The sequence below is a fragment of the Pseudomonas sp. QC2 genome, from assembly GCF_002859085.1.
In the GTDB taxonomy this organism is placed as follows: Bacteria; Pseudomonadota; Gammaproteobacteria; order Pseudomonadales; family Pseudomonadaceae; genus Aquipseudomonas; species Aquipseudomonas petroselini.
Genome location: NZ_PKKS01000003.1, coordinates 233,418 through 249,307, shown reverse-complemented (window position 1 = coordinate 249,307; position 15,890 = coordinate 233,418). Strand labels below are relative to the sequence as shown.

At 61.3% G+C, this 15,890-nt stretch carries 14 protein-coding genes; 7 read left to right on the top strand and 7 right to left on the bottom strand.

The features are described 5' to 3' along the window. Positions 1-60 precede the first annotated feature (60 nt). On the bottom strand, positions 61-1,680 hold the full coding sequence (locus tag QCBJ_RS02650) for a methyl-accepting chemotaxis protein (protein WP_371913988.1): 1,620 nt from the start codon (positions 1,678-1,680) through the stop codon (positions 61-63). A 185-nt stretch (positions 1,681-1,865) separates the two neighbouring features. Beyond that, complete coding sequence (locus QCBJ_RS02645; protein ID WP_015884756.1) at positions 1,866-2,348, bottom strand: Lrp/AsnC family transcriptional regulator; 483 nt, start codon at positions 2,346-2,348, stop codon at positions 1,866-1,868. Positions 2,349-2,542: 194 nt separating this feature from the next. On the opposite strand from QCBJ_RS02645, the gene QCBJ_RS02640 reads away from it, so the two are divergent. The 5 genes from QCBJ_RS02640 to QCBJ_RS02620 all read left to right on the top strand — a co-directional run bounded on the left by QCBJ_RS02640 (position 2,543) and on the right by QCBJ_RS02620 (position 8,705). Beyond that, positions 2,543-3,778: a 3-methyl-2-oxobutanoate dehydrogenase (2-methylpropanoyl-transferring) subunit alpha gene (locus tag QCBJ_RS02640; protein WP_046035783.1), complete on the top strand. Its 1,236-nt coding sequence runs from the start codon at positions 2,543-2,545 to the stop codon at positions 3,776-3,778. A gap of 1 nt (position 3,779) precedes the next feature. Next, entirely contained in the window at positions 3,780-4,838 is a 1,059-nt protein-coding gene (locus tag QCBJ_RS02635; protein WP_043205577.1) for an alpha-ketoacid dehydrogenase subunit beta, read from the top strand. Beyond that, on the top strand, positions 4,839-6,098 hold the full coding sequence (locus tag QCBJ_RS02630; RefSeq protein ID WP_102060081.1) for a dihydrolipoamide acetyltransferase family protein: 1,260 nt from the start codon (positions 4,839-4,841) through the stop codon (positions 6,096-6,098). Between the two features lie 3 nt (positions 6,099-6,101). Then, a complete protein-coding gene (gene lpdA / locus QCBJ_RS02625) occupies positions 6,102-7,481 on the top strand; it encodes a dihydrolipoyl dehydrogenase (RefSeq protein WP_102060080.1) in 1,380 nt (459 codons plus the stop codon). Between the two features lie 204 nt (positions 7,482-7,685). Next, positions 7,686-8,705 carry a branched-chain amino acid aminotransferase gene (locus tag QCBJ_RS02620; protein ID WP_015884761.1) on the top strand — a complete coding sequence of 340 codons (1,020 nt, stop codon included), beginning with the start codon at positions 7,686-7,688 and terminating at the stop codon, positions 8,703-8,705. Positions 8,706-8,777: 72 nt separating this feature from the next. On the opposite strand, the gene QCBJ_RS02615 is transcribed toward QCBJ_RS02620, so the two are convergent. After that, a complete protein-coding gene (locus tag QCBJ_RS02615; RefSeq protein WP_102060079.1) occupies positions 8,778-9,671 on the bottom strand; it encodes a GNAT family acetyltransferase in 894 nt (297 codons plus the stop codon). Between the two features lie 270 nt (positions 9,672-9,941). On the opposite strand from QCBJ_RS02615, the gene QCBJ_RS02610 reads away from it, so the two are divergent. Then, positions 9,942-10,988 (top strand): ornithine cyclodeaminase, encoded by a 1,047-nt coding sequence (locus QCBJ_RS02610; RefSeq protein ID WP_015884763.1) that lies wholly within the window; start codon positions 9,942-9,944, stop codon positions 10,986-10,988. 121 nt (positions 10,989-11,109) lie between these two features. Continuing rightward, positions 11,110-11,607, top strand: coding sequence for an Lrp/AsnC family transcriptional regulator (locus QCBJ_RS02605; RefSeq protein WP_043205579.1), 498 nt, complete (start codon positions 11,110-11,112; stop codon positions 11,605-11,607). 76 nt (positions 11,608-11,683) lie between these two features. Here QCBJ_RS02605 and QCBJ_RS02600 read toward each other — a convergent pair whose 3' ends face one another. The 4 genes from QCBJ_RS02600 to QCBJ_RS02585 all read right to left on the bottom strand — a co-directional run bounded on the left by QCBJ_RS02600 (position 11,684) and on the right by QCBJ_RS02585 (position 15,854). Further along, complete coding sequence (locus tag QCBJ_RS02600; protein WP_046036492.1) at positions 11,684-12,517, bottom strand: TIGR03915 family putative DNA repair protein; 834 nt, start codon at positions 12,515-12,517, stop codon at positions 11,684-11,686. Next, complete coding sequence (locus QCBJ_RS02595) at positions 12,514-13,734, bottom strand: putative DNA modification/repair radical SAM protein (protein WP_015884767.1); 1,221 nt, start codon at positions 13,732-13,734, stop codon at positions 12,514-12,516. The genes QCBJ_RS02600 and QCBJ_RS02595 overlap by 4 nt, the downstream gene beginning before the upstream one ends. Positions 13,735-13,914: 180 nt before the next feature. Beyond that, positions 13,915-15,252, bottom strand: coding sequence for a lysine N(6)-hydroxylase/L-ornithine N(5)-oxygenase family protein (locus QCBJ_RS02590; protein ID WP_015884768.1), 1,338 nt, complete (start codon positions 15,250-15,252; stop codon positions 13,915-13,917). Between the two features lie 119 nt (positions 15,253-15,371). Further along, on the bottom strand, positions 15,372-15,854 hold the full coding sequence (locus QCBJ_RS02585) for a sigma-70 family RNA polymerase sigma factor (protein WP_064055287.1): 483 nt from the start codon (positions 15,852-15,854) through the stop codon (positions 15,372-15,374). Positions 15,855-15,890: the final 36 nt, after the last annotated feature.

Sequence of the window (15,890 nt, the reverse complement as noted above, 5' to 3'; positions counted from 1 at the left end):
GCAGGCGCGGCCTACGTGCCGCGCCATGTTGCGCGGGTTGCGCGGGTTGCGCGGGTTTTATCAGGCGACGGAGAACTTCGACACGATCTGCTTGAGGTCCACCGCCAGCCTTGACAGCTCTTGACTGGCAATCGAAGTCTGGCCGGCCGCCGAAGAACTCTGGATGGACAGGTCACGGATACTGATCAGGTTCTGGTCCACGGAGCGGGCTACATGGGCCTGCTCCTCGGACGCTGTCGCAATCAACAGGTTGCGCTCATTGATATCCGTGATGGCTTCGGTGATCTGTGTAATGGCCAGGCCCGCTTCATGGGCGATCTTCAAGGAATCCACCGCCTCGTTGCGGTTAAGCGCCATGGAGGACACCGCTTCGCTGGAGCAGCTCTGGATTTTGGCAATCATCTGCTCGATTTCCTGCGTCGATGTCTGCGTTCTATGCGCCAGTGCCCTCACTTCGTCGGCCACCACCGCAAACCCCCTGCCCTGTTCTCCTGCCCTGGCCGCCTCAATGGCGGCGTTCAACGCCAGCAGGTTGGTTTGCTCGGCAATCGAGCGGATCACTTCAACCACCCGTGCAATATCCTGAGCCTGCTTGGCCAGGCCTTCAACTTCCACGCCGGTCTGTTGCACCGTGGCGCTGAGTTTCTCGATTGAGGCGATGGTTTGCGTCACACGCTCCTGACCCATTTTGGCCGAGCGCTGGGAATCTTGCGTCGATTGGGACGCCGACACCGCATTGCGGGCGACCTCCTCCACTGCCGCCGTCATCTCGTTTACGGCCGTGGCGGCCTGGTCCGTCTCCAGGCTTTGGCGCTCGATCCCCGCACTGGATTCGCGGGTAATGGCACTCATCTCCTCCGCCGCCGACGCCAACTGCCCGGACGCTTCCGAGATGTGCTGCAGGGTACTTTTCAGATTCATTTGCATGGACGCGGTAGACCGTTGCAACGCCGTCAGCTCATCATTGCCATTGATCGCAATGGCTACACGTAAATCACCGTCGGCAATTTTGCCGGTCGACACCAGCAATTCACGTACCGGAGCAATGATGCTGCGGGTAAACAAGCGTGCGACCACGACGGTGATCAGCAAGGAGCCGACCATCAGTATCCAGGTAAACAAGCGTGCTGTTTCATACTCGCCGGAGGCAACTTGTACCGCCGCCTTAGAGCCCTTCTCATTCAACGCGATCAGCTCACGGATGGCACGCTGCACATCCAGGGCGATAGGTCCGTTTACATCCCGCAAGTAGGTCGACATCTGTTCAACGGACAGGCTGGAGGCCTGCGCGAGAAACTCATCCATCTTCTGGCTGTAGTTCTTGATGCTGGCTAATGCCCCGTTGTAGGTGGATTGCTCCTCGGGGCTCGACACAAACGGCACATAACGCTCGGCAATGTCGAGCACTTCCGTACGCGTCGCCTTAAGCTTTTCAAGGGAGGCCGGATCCTGGCGGGTGGTTTCCATGGCATAACGACGCAGGTCAAGACGAAGTTTATAAAATGCAGAATCTATCTCACCGGCCAAACGGATACTGGGGAGCCAATTGTTTTCGATTTCAACTGTCGACGAATAAACTTTATCGACTTTTATCAGCGTCATGGCTCCTTGTACTAACAGCAGGAGGCACACCACACCAAAACAAAGTGTGGTACGAAAGTTTAACTTCAAGGCTCTCATGGACATCGCGGCTCACCCCTTTCCTGGACCGCGAACTTCACGGCCTGATGGGGGTTAATGTGTTAAAACACATGTGAAAAATACGTGACTGATTACGCATTTTTTTATTAGCCGAAAAAATAAAATACGATGAAGTTAGTTACCCAGCTAACGATCAAAGTACCCAATGTAATAGCGCGCCGTTATCAAACCATCAGTCCGTCCCTTGGCAGTGGCAGTGCGGTTTTGTAACGCACTTGCTTGAGGGCAAAGCTTGAGCGGATGTTGGCCACGCCCGGCACCTTGGTCAGAAAATCCATCATGAAACGCTCAAGCGACTGGATCGTCGGTACCAGCACCCGGATGAGGTAGTCCGGGTCGCCAGCCATCAGGTAGCACTCCATGACCTCGGGCCGGTCGGAAATCGCGCCTTCGAACTGCTGCAACGCCAACTCATTCTGTTTTTCCAGGCTTACGTGGATGAACACATTGACGTGCAGCCCCAGTAGATCGGCGTCCAGCAAGGTGACCTGCTCGCGAATCAGGCCCAATTCCTCCATTGCCTTCACCCGGTTGAAACACGGCGTGGGCGACAGGTTGACCGAGCGGGCCAGGTCGGCGTTGGTGATGCGGGCGTTCTCCTGCAGGGCGTTGAGAATGCCGATATCGGTACGGTCCAGTTTGCGCATGAGACAAAATCACCTGTTTATTATGTTTATGCAGTTTTTTTATCCGCAAATGATCGTGAGCGCAATGAAACACAGATAAATATTCTTCTACGCCCCGCCTATGATTGTTGTAGGACAAGATTTCTCCTATCCGGAGACTGACTGTCAGCTAGCGCGCCCACTACAAGAAATTCACAAGATCGAGCGTAGAAGCCATGAATCAGCCGTACGAACCGCTGCGCCTGCACGTCCCTGAACCCTCGGGACGCCCAGGCTGCAAGACCGACTTCACCTACCTGCGCCTGACCGACGCCGGCCTGGTGCGCAAACCCGCCATCGACGTAGAACCCGCCGACACCGCCGACCTCGCCAAGGGCCTGATCCGCGTGCTCGACGACCAGGGCCAGGCCCTCGGCCCCTGGGCTGAGGGTGTTCCCGTCGAGATCCTGCGCAAAGGCATGCGCGCGATGCTCAAGACGCGGATTTTCGATAACCGCATGGTCGTCGCCCAGCGTCAGAAAAAAATGTCGTTCTACATGCAAAGCCTTGGCGAAGAAGCCATCGGCAGCGCCCAGGCCCTGGCCTTGAACATCGACGACATGTGCTTCCCCACCTACCGCCAGCAAAGCATCCTGATGGCTCGCGACGTGCCCTTGGTGGACCTGATCTGCCAGTTGCTGTCCAACGAGCGTGATCCGCTCAAGGGCCGCCAGTTGCCGATCATGTATTCGGTGAAAGACGCTGGCTTCTTCACGATCTCCGGCAACCTCGCCACCCAATTCGTACAAGGCGTGGGCTGGGGCATGGCCTCGGCGATCAAGGGCGATACCAAGATCGCCTCCGCCTGGATCGGCGACGGCGCCACCGCCGAATCCGACTTCCACACGGCCCTCACCTTTGCCCACGTGTACCGCGCGCCGGTGATCCTCAACGTGGTCAACAACCAGTGGGCCATCTCCACCTTCCAAGCCATCGCCGGCGGCGAAGCCACCACCTTTGCCGGACGCGGCGTGGGTTGTGGTATCGCCTCCCTGCGTGTGGACGGCAACGACTTCATCGCGGTATACGCCGCTTCCGCCTGGGCTGCCGAACGTGCGCGCCGCAACCTCGGACCCACGCTGATCGAATGGGTCACCTACCGTGCCGGCCCGCACTCCACGTCGGACGATCCATCCAAATACCGCCCCGCCGATGACTGGAGCCACTTCCCCCTCGGCGACCCGATTGCCCGCCTCAAGCAGCACCTGATCAAGATTGGCCAGTGGTCCGAAGAGGAACACGCGGCGGTCAGTGCCGAACTTGAAGCCGAAGTAATTGCGGCGCAAAAACAAGCCGAACAGTACGGCACCCTTGCCGGCGGCCAGATTCCAAGCGCCGCGACCATGTTCGAAGACGTCTACAAAGAGATGCCGGAGCACTTGAAGCGCCAGCGTCAAGCGTTGGGGATCTGACATGAACGATCACAACAACAGCATTGAAGTGGAAACCGCCATGACCACCACCACCATGACCATGATCCAGGCCCTGCGCTCGGCCATGGATGTGATGCTCGAACGTGACGATAACGTGGTGGTATTCGGCCAGGACGTCGGCTATTTCGGCGGCGTATTCCGTTGCACCGAAGGCTTGCAGACCAAGTACGGCAGTTCGCGGGTGTTTGACGCGCCGATCTCCGAAAGCGGCATTATCGGCGTGGCCGTGGGCATGGGCGCCTACGGCCTGCGCCCGGTCGCCGAAATCCAGTTCGCCGACTACGTCTACCCTGCCACCGACCAGATCATCTCCGAAGCGGCACGCCTGCGTTATCGCTCGGCCGGCCAGTTCACCGCGCCGCTGACCATGCGCATGCCTTGCGGCGGCGGCATCTACGGCGGCCAGACCCACAGCCAGAGTATCGAAGCGGTGTTCACCCAGGTGTGCGGCCTGCGCACGGTGATGCCGTCCAACCCCTATGACGCCAAGGGCCTGTTGATCGCCTCCATCGAAAACGATGACCCGGTGATCTTCCTTGAGCCCAAACGCCTGTACAACGGTCCGTTCGATGGCCATCACGACCGGCCCGTCACCCCATGGTCGAAGCACCCGCAAGCCCAAGTGCCGGACGGTTACTACACCGTGCCGCTGGACGTGGCCGCCATCGTGCGTCCGGGCTCGGCCGTGACCGTGCTGACCTACGGCACCACGGTGTATGTGTCGCAAGTCGCCGCCGAAGAAACCGGCATCGACGCCGAAGTCATCGACCTGCGCAGCCTGTGGCCGCTGGACTTGGAAACCATCGTCAACTCCGTCAAGAAGACCGGCCGCTGCGTGGTGGTGCACGAAGCCACTCGCACCTGCGGCTTTGGCGCCGAGTTGGTCGCACTGGTGCAGGAGCATTGCTTCCACCACCTGGAAGCGCCGATCGAACGCGTCACCGGTTGGGACACCCCCTACCCGCACGCGCAGGAGTGGGCGTATTTCCCAGGCCCGTCCCGAGTGGGCGCGGCGTTGAAACGGGTCATGGAGGTCTGAATGGGCACGCACGTTATCAAGATGCCGGACATTGGCGAAGGCATCGCGGAAGTTGAACTGTCGGTGTGGCATGTGAAGGTCGGCGACATGGTGGTCGAAGACCAGGTGCTGGCGGATGTGATGACCGACAAGGCGATGGTGGACATTCCCTCGCCGGTGCATGGCAAGGTGATTTCCCTCGGCGGCGAGCCGGGTGAAGTCATGGCCGTGGGCAGTATTTTGATCAGCATTGAAGTGGAGGGTGCGGGCAACGCCAAGGACGCGCCGGTCGTGAAGGAGGCGCCGAAGGCCGCCCCGGTGGTGCAAGCCAAGCCTGCACCGGTGGTGGTTGAAAGCCAACCCGCTCCGGTTGTCGCAGCCCAGGCCCCGGTGGCCCGTACCGCCGACGAACGCCCATTGGCCTCCCCTGCCGTGCGCAAACATGCGCTGGATGCGGGGATTCAACTGCGCCTGGTCCAGGGCTCAGGCCCGGCGGGCCGGATTCTGCACGAAGATCTGGACGCTTACTTGCAGCAGCGTCCGACGCAAACCCAAACCGCAGCCAACCCCTACGCCGAACGCAACGACGAAGAACAGATCCCGGTGATCGGCATGCGCCGCAAGATCGCCCAGCGCATGCAGGACGCCACCCGGCGGGCCGCGCATTTCAGCTACGTGGAAGAAATCGACGTCACCGCTCTCGACGAACTGCGCGTGCACCTCAATGAGAAGCACGGAGACACGCGTGGCAAGCTGACCCTGCTGCCGTTCATCGTGCGAGCCATGGTCGTGGCGCTGCGGGACTTTCCACAGATCAATGCGCGTTACGACGACGAAGCCCAGGTCATCACCCGCCTTGGCGCGGTTCACGTAGGTGTCGCCACCCAAAGCGACGTGGGCCTGATGGTACCGGTGGTGCGTCACGCCGAGGCCCGCAGCCTGTGGGGCAATGCCGAGGAAATCGCACGTTTGGCCACTGCTGCACGCAATGGCAAGGCCAGCCGTGACGAGCTGTCCGGTTCGACCATCACCCTGACCAGCCTCGGCGCCTTGGGCGGCATCGTCAGCACGCCGGTGCTCAACCTGCCGGAAGTGGCCATCGTCGGCGTCAACCGCATCGTCGAGCGGCCGATGGTGATCAAGGGCCAGATCGTGGTGCGCAAGATGATGAACCTCTCCAGTTCCTTCGATCACCGCGTGGTCGATGGCATGGATGCAGCGCAATTCATCCAGGCCATTCGCGGCCTGCTCGAACAACCCGCCAGCCTGTTCCTGGAGTAAGGCATGACGCAGACATTGAATACCACGCTGCTGATTATCGGCGGCGGCCCTGGCGGTTATGTGGCGGCGATCCGTGCCGGCCAACTGGGCATCCCGACCCTCCTGGTGGAAGGCCAGGCGCTGGGCGGCACCTGCCTGAATATCGGCTGCATCCCGTCCAAGGCGTTGATCCATGTGGCCGAGCAATTCCAGCAAACAGTCCAGCACAGCCAGGGTTCACACCTGGGCATCGAAGTGGATGTGCCAACCCTGGACATCCGCAAGAGCGTGGAATGGAAAGACGGCATCGTTGACCGCCTGACCACCGGCGTCGCCGCGCTGCTGAAGAAGCACAAGGTGCAAGTGATCTACGGCTGGGCCAAGGTGGTGGACGGCAAGACCGTCGACGTCGGCGACCAGCGCATCCAGTGCGAACACCTGTTGCTGGCCACCGGTTCGAAAAGCGTCAACCTGCCGATGCTGCCGATTGGCGGGCCGATCATCTCGTCCACCGAGGCGCTGACGCCCACGCGGGTGCCCAAGCGCCTGATCGTGGTGGGTGGCGGCTACATCGGCCTGGAACTGGGGATTGCCTACCGTAAGCTTGGCGCCGAGGTCAGCGTGGTCGAGGCGCAGGATCGCATCCTGCCGGCCTACGACGCCGAATTGACCCAACCGGTGAACGAGTCCCTCAAGCACTTGGGGGTGAAGCTGTTCCTCAAGCACAGCGTCAGCGGTTTTGCCGACAACCAGTTGCAGGTACGTGACCCGAAGGGTGACACCCTCTCGCTGGAAACCGACCAGGTGCTGGTCGCCGTGGGTCGCACCCCCAACACCCAGGGCTGGAACCTTGAGGCGCTGAACCTGGAGATGAACGGCGCGGCGGTCAAAATCGACAGCCGCTGCCAGACCAGCATGCGCAACGTGTGGGCCATCGGCGACCTGAGCGGCGAGCCGATGCTGGCCCATCGGGCCATGGCCCAAGGTGAAATGGTTGCCGAACTGATCAGCGGTAAATCCCGCGAATTCAACCCGGCGGCAATCCCGGCCGTGTGCTTTACCGACCCGGAACTGGTGGTGGTCGGCAAGACACCCGATGAAGCCAAGGCCGCCGGCCTGGACTGCATCGTGTCGAGTTTCCCGTTTGCCGCCAACGGCCGCGCAATGACCCTGGAGTCGAAAACCGGCTTCGTACGGGTGGTGGCACGCCGCGACAATCATCTGATCGTCGGCTGGCAAGCAGTTGGCGCCGGCGTCTCGGAGCTGTCCACCGCCTTCGGCCTGAGCCTGGAAATGGGCGCGCGCCTGGAAGACGTGGCCGGCACCATCCACGCCCATCCGACCCTCGGCGAGGCGGTGCAGGAGGCTGCGCTGCGGGCGCTGGGCCACGCGCTGCACCTGTAAAACCGCGGGGAGGCCATCGGGGGCAAGCCCCCTCCCACAGGGGAATGCATGCCAAATGGGGGTGGGGGCTTGCCCCCGATAGCGGTGGATCGGTCAATACAGAGGCTGAAGGCGTCCACCCAGTGGCTCCCACACAAGCCAAGAATGCAGTATTGTTGCGCCCATTCAGAAAAAAAACCGACTTGACCAAAGATAGAGGGTGTCATGGGTAACGAAAGCATCAATTGGGACAAGCTGGGTTTTGACTACATCAAGACCGACAAGCGGTTTCTCCAGGTCTGGAAAAACGGCGAATGGCAAGCTGGCACCCTGACCGACGACAACGTGCTGCACATCAGCGAGGGCTCCACCGCCCTGCACTATGGCCAGCAATGCTTTGAAGGCCTCAAGGCCTACCGCTGCAAGGACGGCTCGATCAACCTGTTCCGCCCGGACCAGAACGCCGCCCGCATGCAGCGCAGCTGCGCGCGCCTGCTGATGCCGCATGTGTCGACCGAAGACTTCATCGACGCCTGCAAACAAGTGGTCAAGGCCAACGAGCGCTTCATCCCGCCGTATGGCAGTGGCGGCGCGCTGTACCTGCGCCCGTTCGTGATCGGCACCGGTGACAACATCGGTGTGCGTACCGCGCCGGAGTTCATCTTCTCGGTGTTCGCCATCCCGGTTGGCGCCTACTTCAAAGGCGGCCTGGTGCCACACAACTTCCAGATCTCCACCTTCGACCGCGCCGCCCCCCAGGGCACCGGTGCCGCCAAGGTCGGTGGCAACTACGCCGCCAGCCTGATGCCGGGCGCCGAAGCGAAGAAATCCGGTTTCGCCGATGCGATCTACCTGGACCCGATGACTCACTCGAAAATCGAAGAAGTCGGCTCGGCCAACTTCTTCGGGATCACCCACGACAATAAGTTCATCACACCGAAGTCGCCTTCGGTGCTGCCAGGCATCACCCGCCTGTCGCTGATCGAACTGGCCAAGACCCGCCTGGGCCTGGAAGTGGTCGAGGGCGAAGTGTTCATCGACAAACTGGACCAATTCAAGGAAGCCGGTGCCTGCGGTACCGCTGCGGTGATCTCGCCGATCGGCGGTATCCAGTACAACGGCAAGCTGCACGTGTTCCACAGCGAGACCGAAGTCGGCCCGATCACCCAGAAGCTCTACAAAGAGCTGACCGGCGTGCAGACCGGCGACGTTGAAGCGCCAGCGGGCTGGATCGTCAAGGTCTAAGCCACACCAAGCTACGCCCCAACCCCATGTGGGAGCTGGCTTGCCAGCTCCCACATTTGAGCTCAGGTGTTCTCAGGATCGAGTCGGAATATTCCCAACAATTTTCTTCCCCATACTGATCCTCGGCTCCACCCCATACCCCAACGCCTCGTAAAACCCCGCCACCGCCTCATTGCCACTGGTGATCTGCAGGTTGATCTTCATGCAGCCCAGCGCCGTCAATGCCTGTTCCGCATGCCGCACCAGTGACGAACCCAGGCCATGACGCCGATAGTCAACGTGCACCGCCACCGAATACAGCCAGCCACGATGGCCGTCGTAGCCCGCCAGAATCGTCCCGATCACAGTTTTTTTGTCGGTCGCCACAAAAAACAACCCATCGTTGACGGCCAGCTTTTTATCAATCGCCAGGGTCGGCAGGTTATGGGCGGTTTCGTAGCCAAAAGCCTCCTGCCATAGCGCAACCACTTGCGCACGATGCTGACGGTCGCGATAGGGCCCGATGGGATGCCTGGACAGCAGCGCCTTTTCCATCACCAACGTACGCTCGTTGCCGTGGTAGACGTCGCGCACAGTATGGAACCCCAACTTGGCATAGAACGGTTCGGCGGTCAGCGAAGACGGCACGCTCAGTACCGTGACCCCGGCCTCGCGGGCGCGTAACTCGATTTCAATCAACAACAACCGCCCAATGCCCTGCCCTTGCAGCACCGGATTGACGAACACCGAGCGCACCACACTGCCGTCGAGTGCGGCGGTGGCCACGATCACCCGATCCTGAATCGCCACCAGCACCACGCGGCGCTCAAGCAATGCCAGTACCGCATCCGGCGTGAAGTTACTGGCGACCCGGGCAATCACATCCGCCGGATAATCCCGCGCATTACTGCTGTGCAATGCCGCCAGAATCACTTGGCTAATCCCCTCGGCATCGGCGGGCTGGGCAATACGAACAACGGTAGACATGGCTCCTCCTGGCTGACCGCGCTATCAGAGTCGCCACTGTAGCAATGTGGGAAGGAGCACGCTCCCTCCCTTATTTGATCGCCTCTCAGGCTCGACAGCCGATTCGGCTGCCCGACCCCACTTTTCAGCTTTACCGGCTGAGCCACCCCCCAGTTTCAGCCGAGATCCTTGCGCAACAACCGCCACAATAACCGCACTGGCCCACTCCATGACGGCGCTCTGTGCGCAGCAGAAACCGCTGGCCGCCTTCCAATAACAAGGAGCATTTCCATGACCCGCTATATCGACGTCAATGACCTCAGCTATCTGGTCGCGCAAAAAGGCCTGCAAACCTGCCTGACCGAAATGGCCGAATACATTCGCGCCGACTACCTGCGCTGGCAGGATTTCGAGAAATGCGCACGCCTGGCCAACCACTCCCCGGATGGCGTGATCGAGCTGATGCCGGTGTCCGACGCGTCGCTGTATGCCTTCAAGTACGTCAACGGTCACCCGAAAAACACCCTGGCCGGCATGCTCACCGTGATGGCCTTTGGCGCGCTGGGCGATGTCGACACAGGCAAGCCGGTGCTGCTGGCGGAAATGACCCTGACCACTGCCATTCGTACAGCCGCCACCTCAGCCCTGGTCGCCCGCTACCTGGCGCGCGAGAACAGCCGCAGCATGGCGTTGATCGGTAATGGCTCGCAGAGTGAATTCCAAGCCCTGGCCTTCCACGCCATGCTCGGCATCACGGAAATCCGTCTGTTCGACATCGATGCCAAAGCCACCGCCAAACTGGCCGACAACCTCAAGGCTTTTCCGGCCATCAAGGTGATCCTGGCCGGCAGCGTCGCCGAAGCGGTCAAAGGCGCGGATATCGTCACCACCGTCACGGCCGACAAGGCCTACGCCACCATCCTCACAGACGAAATGATCGAACCCGGCATGCACCTCAACGCGGTGGGCGGCGATTGTCCAGGCAAAACCGAGCTGGACCGACGCATCGTCGAGCGCGCCCGCGTGATCGTCGAGTACGAGCCACAAAGCCGCATCGAAGGTGAAATCCAGCAGATGCCGCACGACTCACCGGTGACTGAACTGTGGCAAGTGATCAACGGCCAGCAGCCCGGCCGTGAGAACGCGCACCAGATCACCCTGTTCGACTCCGTGGGCTTTGCCATCGAAGACTACTCGGCGCTGCGTTACGTACTGGATGTGGCCAAGGCACTGGACGTGGGCAGCGAACTTGAGCTGGTGCCGGACCTCGCCGACCCGAAAGACTTGTTTGCCCGACTCGCCCAGCAGCCTCGCGTGCAACAGCAAAAGCGCGCCTGAAGTGTGCAGGCACGTCCCCGAGCGCATACAGACGTTGACGGAGGAAGGCCGTACCATGTGAAGGGTCAGGCAAACACGCAAGGTTTGCCGCCATTTATTCCAACCGTTTGAAGTGAACCCCATGGATACCAAGGCCTCCGGACCCCATTCCGCCCCCGTACTGGACCGCATCGATGAAGCCATCATCGAAGTGCTGCGCCACCAGGGCCGTATCACCTACGAAAAGCTTTCGTCGCTGGTGCACCTCACCCCCAGGCCCTGCCTGGAGCGGGTGCGCAAGTTGGAGCGACGCGGGGTGATCCGTGGCTATGGGGCGATCATCGATGTGCAGATGGTCTCGCCAGGGCTGTCGCTGCTGGTGTTGGTGGCTTTGTCCAACCAGAGCGGGCGCTCGGCGCAAAAGGCCTTCGAAGCCTGCGTGAAGGCCTGCCCCCAGGTATTCGAATGCCAACTGATCAGCGGGCCGTTTGACTACAGCCTGCGCATGCGTTGCCGGGACATGGAGCACTACCGGGTGCTGACGGAGACTTGGTTGAACAATGATGAGTTACACATTGATAAGCTGGTGGCGCATCCGGAGTTGGCGGTGGTCAAGAACACCGCCACCGAGCTGGCCTGAACCTATCGCTCCAAAACGATGCAGATCTAATGTGGGAGCGGGCAAGCCCCCTCCCACACCAGCCCCTCCTGCATTTTCAACCTTGCCCGATTAAGATTTTCTTGCCGGGCCTGGCCCCAATCAGCCTGGCCTGCCCATCCTTCTGCTTCCCCGTCCGCGCTTCACTGATCAACCCCGGTATCAACTTGCCCTCCGGCAGATTCTTCCAGAACCGGCTCGGCAAATGCCCTTCCATGACCTTGGGGTTCAACCGCGCCGGGTTGAAGATATGGCTGTAGTAGGTCAGCCACATCGCACTGTGGGGATCCTCGACATTCTGCGCCAGCTGCCGCCACGCTTCGGGGCACTCGCGCTGATGGATCAACTGTTCGCCATCGTAGTAAACCCCATCCAACGGCGTGGCGATCATCCAGCGATGACGACCCATGCGCCCGATAAAGTGCTGGCTGGCTGATTTCAGGATGTCATGGGCCGGTTCATGCCAGGCCACGTACTCGGGCAATTCCGGCCCAGCCCCGGCCGGCAACGCGATAAACCGCACAAATGCATGCAGGTGGTGCGCCTCGCGACTGACCTGCTTGATCCGCCGCTGCAACTCGCTGCCCAGCTTGTCCCCGGCCAGCATTGCGGTGCGGTCGCCGTGGCTGACTCGCCACAACACTTCGTATAACAAGCTCCAGCGCTGGTCGCCGTGGTAACAAGCGGCCGACTCCAGCAGCTGCAGCAGGGCCTTGGGCACCCGCGTCTGGAAAGGCCCCGGTGCCTCGGGAATCGACTGGTCAGTGGCAAACAGGTCCGCCACCTCCGCCTCCCCCCAGCTCACCTGGCTGGGGTCGACCTGATGGCTGAGCAGCCAGCGCGCCTGTTCGCGCCAGGTGCTGAACAGGTTGTCGCATTCCAGGCTGATCATCCCCACAACCCCATTTGCTGCGGTTGCGGGCGGTCGCGCAATTGCTCGCGCAGCAACACGCTGGTGCTGTCGGCCTGTTGCGGGTGGTAGTCACTGGTGATGAAAAACGGCTTGGCTTTCGCCAGCACGCAGCGCATGCGCGCCAGGTCTTCGAAGCGGATCTTGCGTTCACGACGCAGGTCCACCAGGCGCTGGGTGGTACGCAAGCCAATGCCCGGAATGCGTGCAATCAAGGTCGGTTCGGCGCGGTTCAGGTCCAGGGGGAACACGTCGCGGTTATCCAGGGCCCAGGCCAGCTTGGGGTCGATGTCCAGGGCCAGGTGGCCGGGGCCTTCGAATAATTCGTTCGCACTGAAACCGTAGCTGCGCAGCAGGAAGTCAGCCTGGTACAAACGGTGTTCACGCATCAGCGGCGGCGCGGCCAGGGGCACGCTTTTAGGGCTGTTGGGGATGGGGCTGAAGGCCGAGTAATACACACGGCGCAATTTGAAGTTGCCGTACAACGCCTCGGCCCCGTGAAGAATGGTGCTGTCGTCGGTGTCGTCGGCGCCCACGATCATCTGCGTGCTCTGCCCGGCCGGGGCAAAGCGCGGGGCGCGCGGTTCGTTGAGCACGGTCTGCTCGCCGGTGTAGATGGTCTGCATGGCCTGCTTGATCGAAACGATCTGTTTTTCCGGCGCCAGGGTGTGCAGGCTGGCCTCGGTGGGCAGTTCGATGTTCACGCTCAACCGATCGGCATACCGCCCCGCTTCGGCGATGAGCGCCGGATCTGCATCGGGGATGGTCTTGAGGTGGATATAGCCGCGAAAATCGTGTTCTTCGCGCAGCAGTTTGGCCACGCGCACCAATTGCTCCATGGTGTAGTCGGACGAACGGATGATACCGGAGCTGAGAAACAGCCCGCTGACGCAATTGCGCCGGTAGAAATCCAGGGTCAGGGTGACCACCTCCTCCGGGCTGAAACGCGCGCGGGGCACGTCGCTGGAGCGGCGGTTGACGCAGTACTGGCAGTCATAGAGACAGAAATTGGTGAGCAACACCTTGAGCAACGACACACAACGCCCGTCGGGGGTGTAGCTGTGACAGATGCCCATGCCATCGGTGGAACCCAGCCCCGCCTTGCCCTCGGAGCTGCGCTTGGGCGCGCCACTGCTGGCGCAGGACGCGTCGTACTTGGCGGCGTCGGCGAGGATGCTGAGTTTTTCGATCAACTGCATGGAGGGCTACCGATACTGGTTTTTTGTACAGTACCAGTAGCTCAACCATCACGCCAGTGCCGTCTGTAGGACCGTGTGTTTGTGGCGAGGGAGCTTGCTCCCGCTGGGCTGCGGAGCGGCCCCAAAAAAGCCGGCTCCAGCTGCGCTGTCGAGCGGGAGCAAGCTCCCTCGCCACAACGATCAGCTGGCGGTAGCGAGTAGCAAGTCCTGCACCGACCGCCCCTTGCCGCGCCCACGGTCCAGCGCATACAACGACGCCGCAATCTCATCCGCCCGAATCGGCAGCACCGACAGCAAGGTGTCGCTCAACCCATGGCTGGCCTGGCTGAAACCCTGGATGTAGATGCCGGCGTTGCAACGCTCGTCGGTGACGATGCGGTAGTCGCGCGCCACGTCAAAGTCGCCCAGGTAGCCTTCCAGCGGCGCCAACAAGGCGCGGTGTGTCTGGCGCTCGTAGCCGGTGGCCAGGATCACCGCGTCGTAATGGTTGACGCTGGTTTCCCCGTTGGCGTTGTTGCGCAGCACCAGTTCAATGCCCAGCGGGCCTGGCGTGGCCTTCTCGACCACGGTCATGGTGCGGAACGCCTGGCGGGCGATGCCGGAGACTTTCTGGCGGTAGAAGATGCCGTAGATGCGCTCGATCAGGTCCAGGTCGACCACCGAATAGTTGGTGTTCTGGTACTCGGCCACCAGGCGTTCACGTTCGGCGCCCTCCTGCTGGAACACCAAGTCGGTAAAGGCCGGCGAAAACACTTCATTGACGAACGGGCTGTCATCGGCGGGCTTGAGTGCCGAGCCGCGCAGGATCATGTCGACCTGCACCGACGGGAAGCTGTCGTTCAGGTCGATAAAGGCTTCGGCCGCACTCTGGCCGCCGCCGATAATGGCGATGCGCATGGCCTTGCCCTCGACACACGGCTGCGAGGCCATGCGCTCCAGGTACTGGGAGTGGTGGAACACCCGGCTGTCACCCTTGAGCGCCTTGAACGCTTCGGGAATCCGCGGCGTGCCGCCGGCGCTGACCACCACCGAGCGGGTGGTGCGCACATGCTGCTCGCCGAGGGCATCGCGGGAGATCACGCGCAGGGCTTCGACCTGCTGCTGATGCAGGATCGGCTCGATGGCCAGCACTTCCTCGCCATAGCGCGCCTGGGCCTGGAACTGCCCGGCGACCCAGCGCAGGTAGTCGTTGTACTCCATGCGGCAGGGGTAAAAGGTGCCGAGGTTGATAAAGTCCACCAAGCGGTCGTGGGCTTTCAGGTAATTAACGAACGAATACGGGCTGGTGGGGTTGCGCAGGGTCACCAGGTCCTTGAGGAACGAAATCTGCAATTCGCTCTGGGTCACCAGGGTATTGCCGTGCCAGCGGTAGTCGGCCTGTTTGTCGAGAAACAGCACGTCCAGTTTGCCCTGGGCCTTTTCGCGCTCCTGCAGGGCGATGGCCAGCGCCAGGTTCGAAGGGCCGAATCCGATACCGATCAGGTCGTGAACCGCGGGCGAAGCAATTGCCTGTGTCATTCCAGTGTCCTCTGGATAAGCCCCTTGGCGGTGGGGCGGGAATACCTTCAAGACCTGCACAACAGGTCATGTGTTGATAGGAAACGAGGACAATGAAATAAAATTTAACTGATCATTGATCAGTGGGCTTCCCACTCGCGCATCCGCACCCGGCAATGCTTCATGGCATTGACGATGTGTTTTTCCACCAGCGCGCGGGAAATGCACAGACGTTCGGCAATTTGCACATGGGTCAAACCCTCGAGTTTGCGCAGCAGGAAGCTGTCGCGACAGGCAGGGGGCAGCTCGGCCAGGGCGCGCTCGAGCAGTTCCAGGCGCTGGCTGTGGTCATGGGTGGTGTGAGGTGAACAGGCGGCGAAACGCTCTTCGCTGTCCAGCACATCCAAGGGCTCAACCTGGCGCAAGGCGTTGCGCCGGTGGCCATCGATCACCAGATTGAGCGCGGTGCGGTACAAAAAGGCGCGGGGTTGTTCGATCGGCGTGTCGCTGGAACGTTCCAGCACCCGGACATAAGCGTCATGCACCACATCCTCGGCCACCTGACGGTTGCCCAGCTTGGCGTTGAGGAAACACACCAGCTCGCGATAGTAGTTTTCCAACATGACTCCCGACCGCCGGGTGGCGGCATTAGGTCCCTG

Coding starts and splice junctions, on each gene's coding strand:
- QCBJ_RS02635 (WP_043205577.1), top strand. CDS start 3,780: ATGAACGATCACAACAACAGCATTGAAGTGGAAACCGCCATGACCACC.
- QCBJ_RS02630 (WP_102060081.1), top strand. CDS start 4,839: ATGGGCACGCACGTTATCAAGATGCCGGACATTGGCGAAGGCATCGCG.
- lpdA (WP_102060080.1), top strand. CDS start 6,102: ATGACGCAGACATTGAATACCACGCTGCTGATTATCGGCGGCGGCCCT.
- QCBJ_RS02590 (WP_015884768.1), bottom strand. CDS start 15,252: ATGACACAGGCAATTGCTTCGCCCGCGGTTCACGACCTGATCGGTATC.
- QCBJ_RS02610 (WP_015884763.1), top strand. CDS start 9,942: ATGACCCGCTATATCGACGTCAATGACCTCAGCTATCTGGTCGCGCAA.
- QCBJ_RS02645 (WP_015884756.1), bottom strand. CDS start 2,348: ATGCGCAAACTGGACCGTACCGATATCGGCATTCTCAACGCCCTGCAG.
- QCBJ_RS02620 (WP_015884761.1), top strand. CDS start 7,686: ATGGGTAACGAAAGCATCAATTGGGACAAGCTGGGTTTTGACTACATC.
- QCBJ_RS02650 (WP_371913988.1), bottom strand. CDS start 1,680: ATGAGAGCCTTGAAGTTAAACTTTCGTACCACACTTTGTTTTGGTGTG.
- QCBJ_RS02605 (WP_043205579.1), top strand. CDS start 11,110: ATGGATACCAAGGCCTCCGGACCCCATTCCGCCCCCGTACTGGACCGC.
- QCBJ_RS02615 (WP_102060079.1), bottom strand. CDS start 9,671: ATGTCTACCGTTGTTCGTATTGCCCAGCCCGCCGATGCCGAGGGGATT.
- QCBJ_RS02640 (WP_046035783.1), top strand. CDS start 2,543: ATGAATCAGCCGTACGAACCGCTGCGCCTGCACGTCCCTGAACCCTCG.
- QCBJ_RS02585 (WP_064055287.1), bottom strand. CDS start 15,854: ATGTTGGAAAACTACTATCGCGAGCTGGTGTGTTTCCTCAACGCCAAG.
- QCBJ_RS02600 (WP_046036492.1), bottom strand. CDS start 12,517: ATGATCAGCCTGGAATGCGACAACCTGTTCAGCACCTGGCGCGAACAG.
- QCBJ_RS02595 (WP_015884767.1), bottom strand. CDS start 13,734: ATGCAGTTGATCGAAAAACTCAGCATCCTCGCCGACGCCGCCAAGTAC.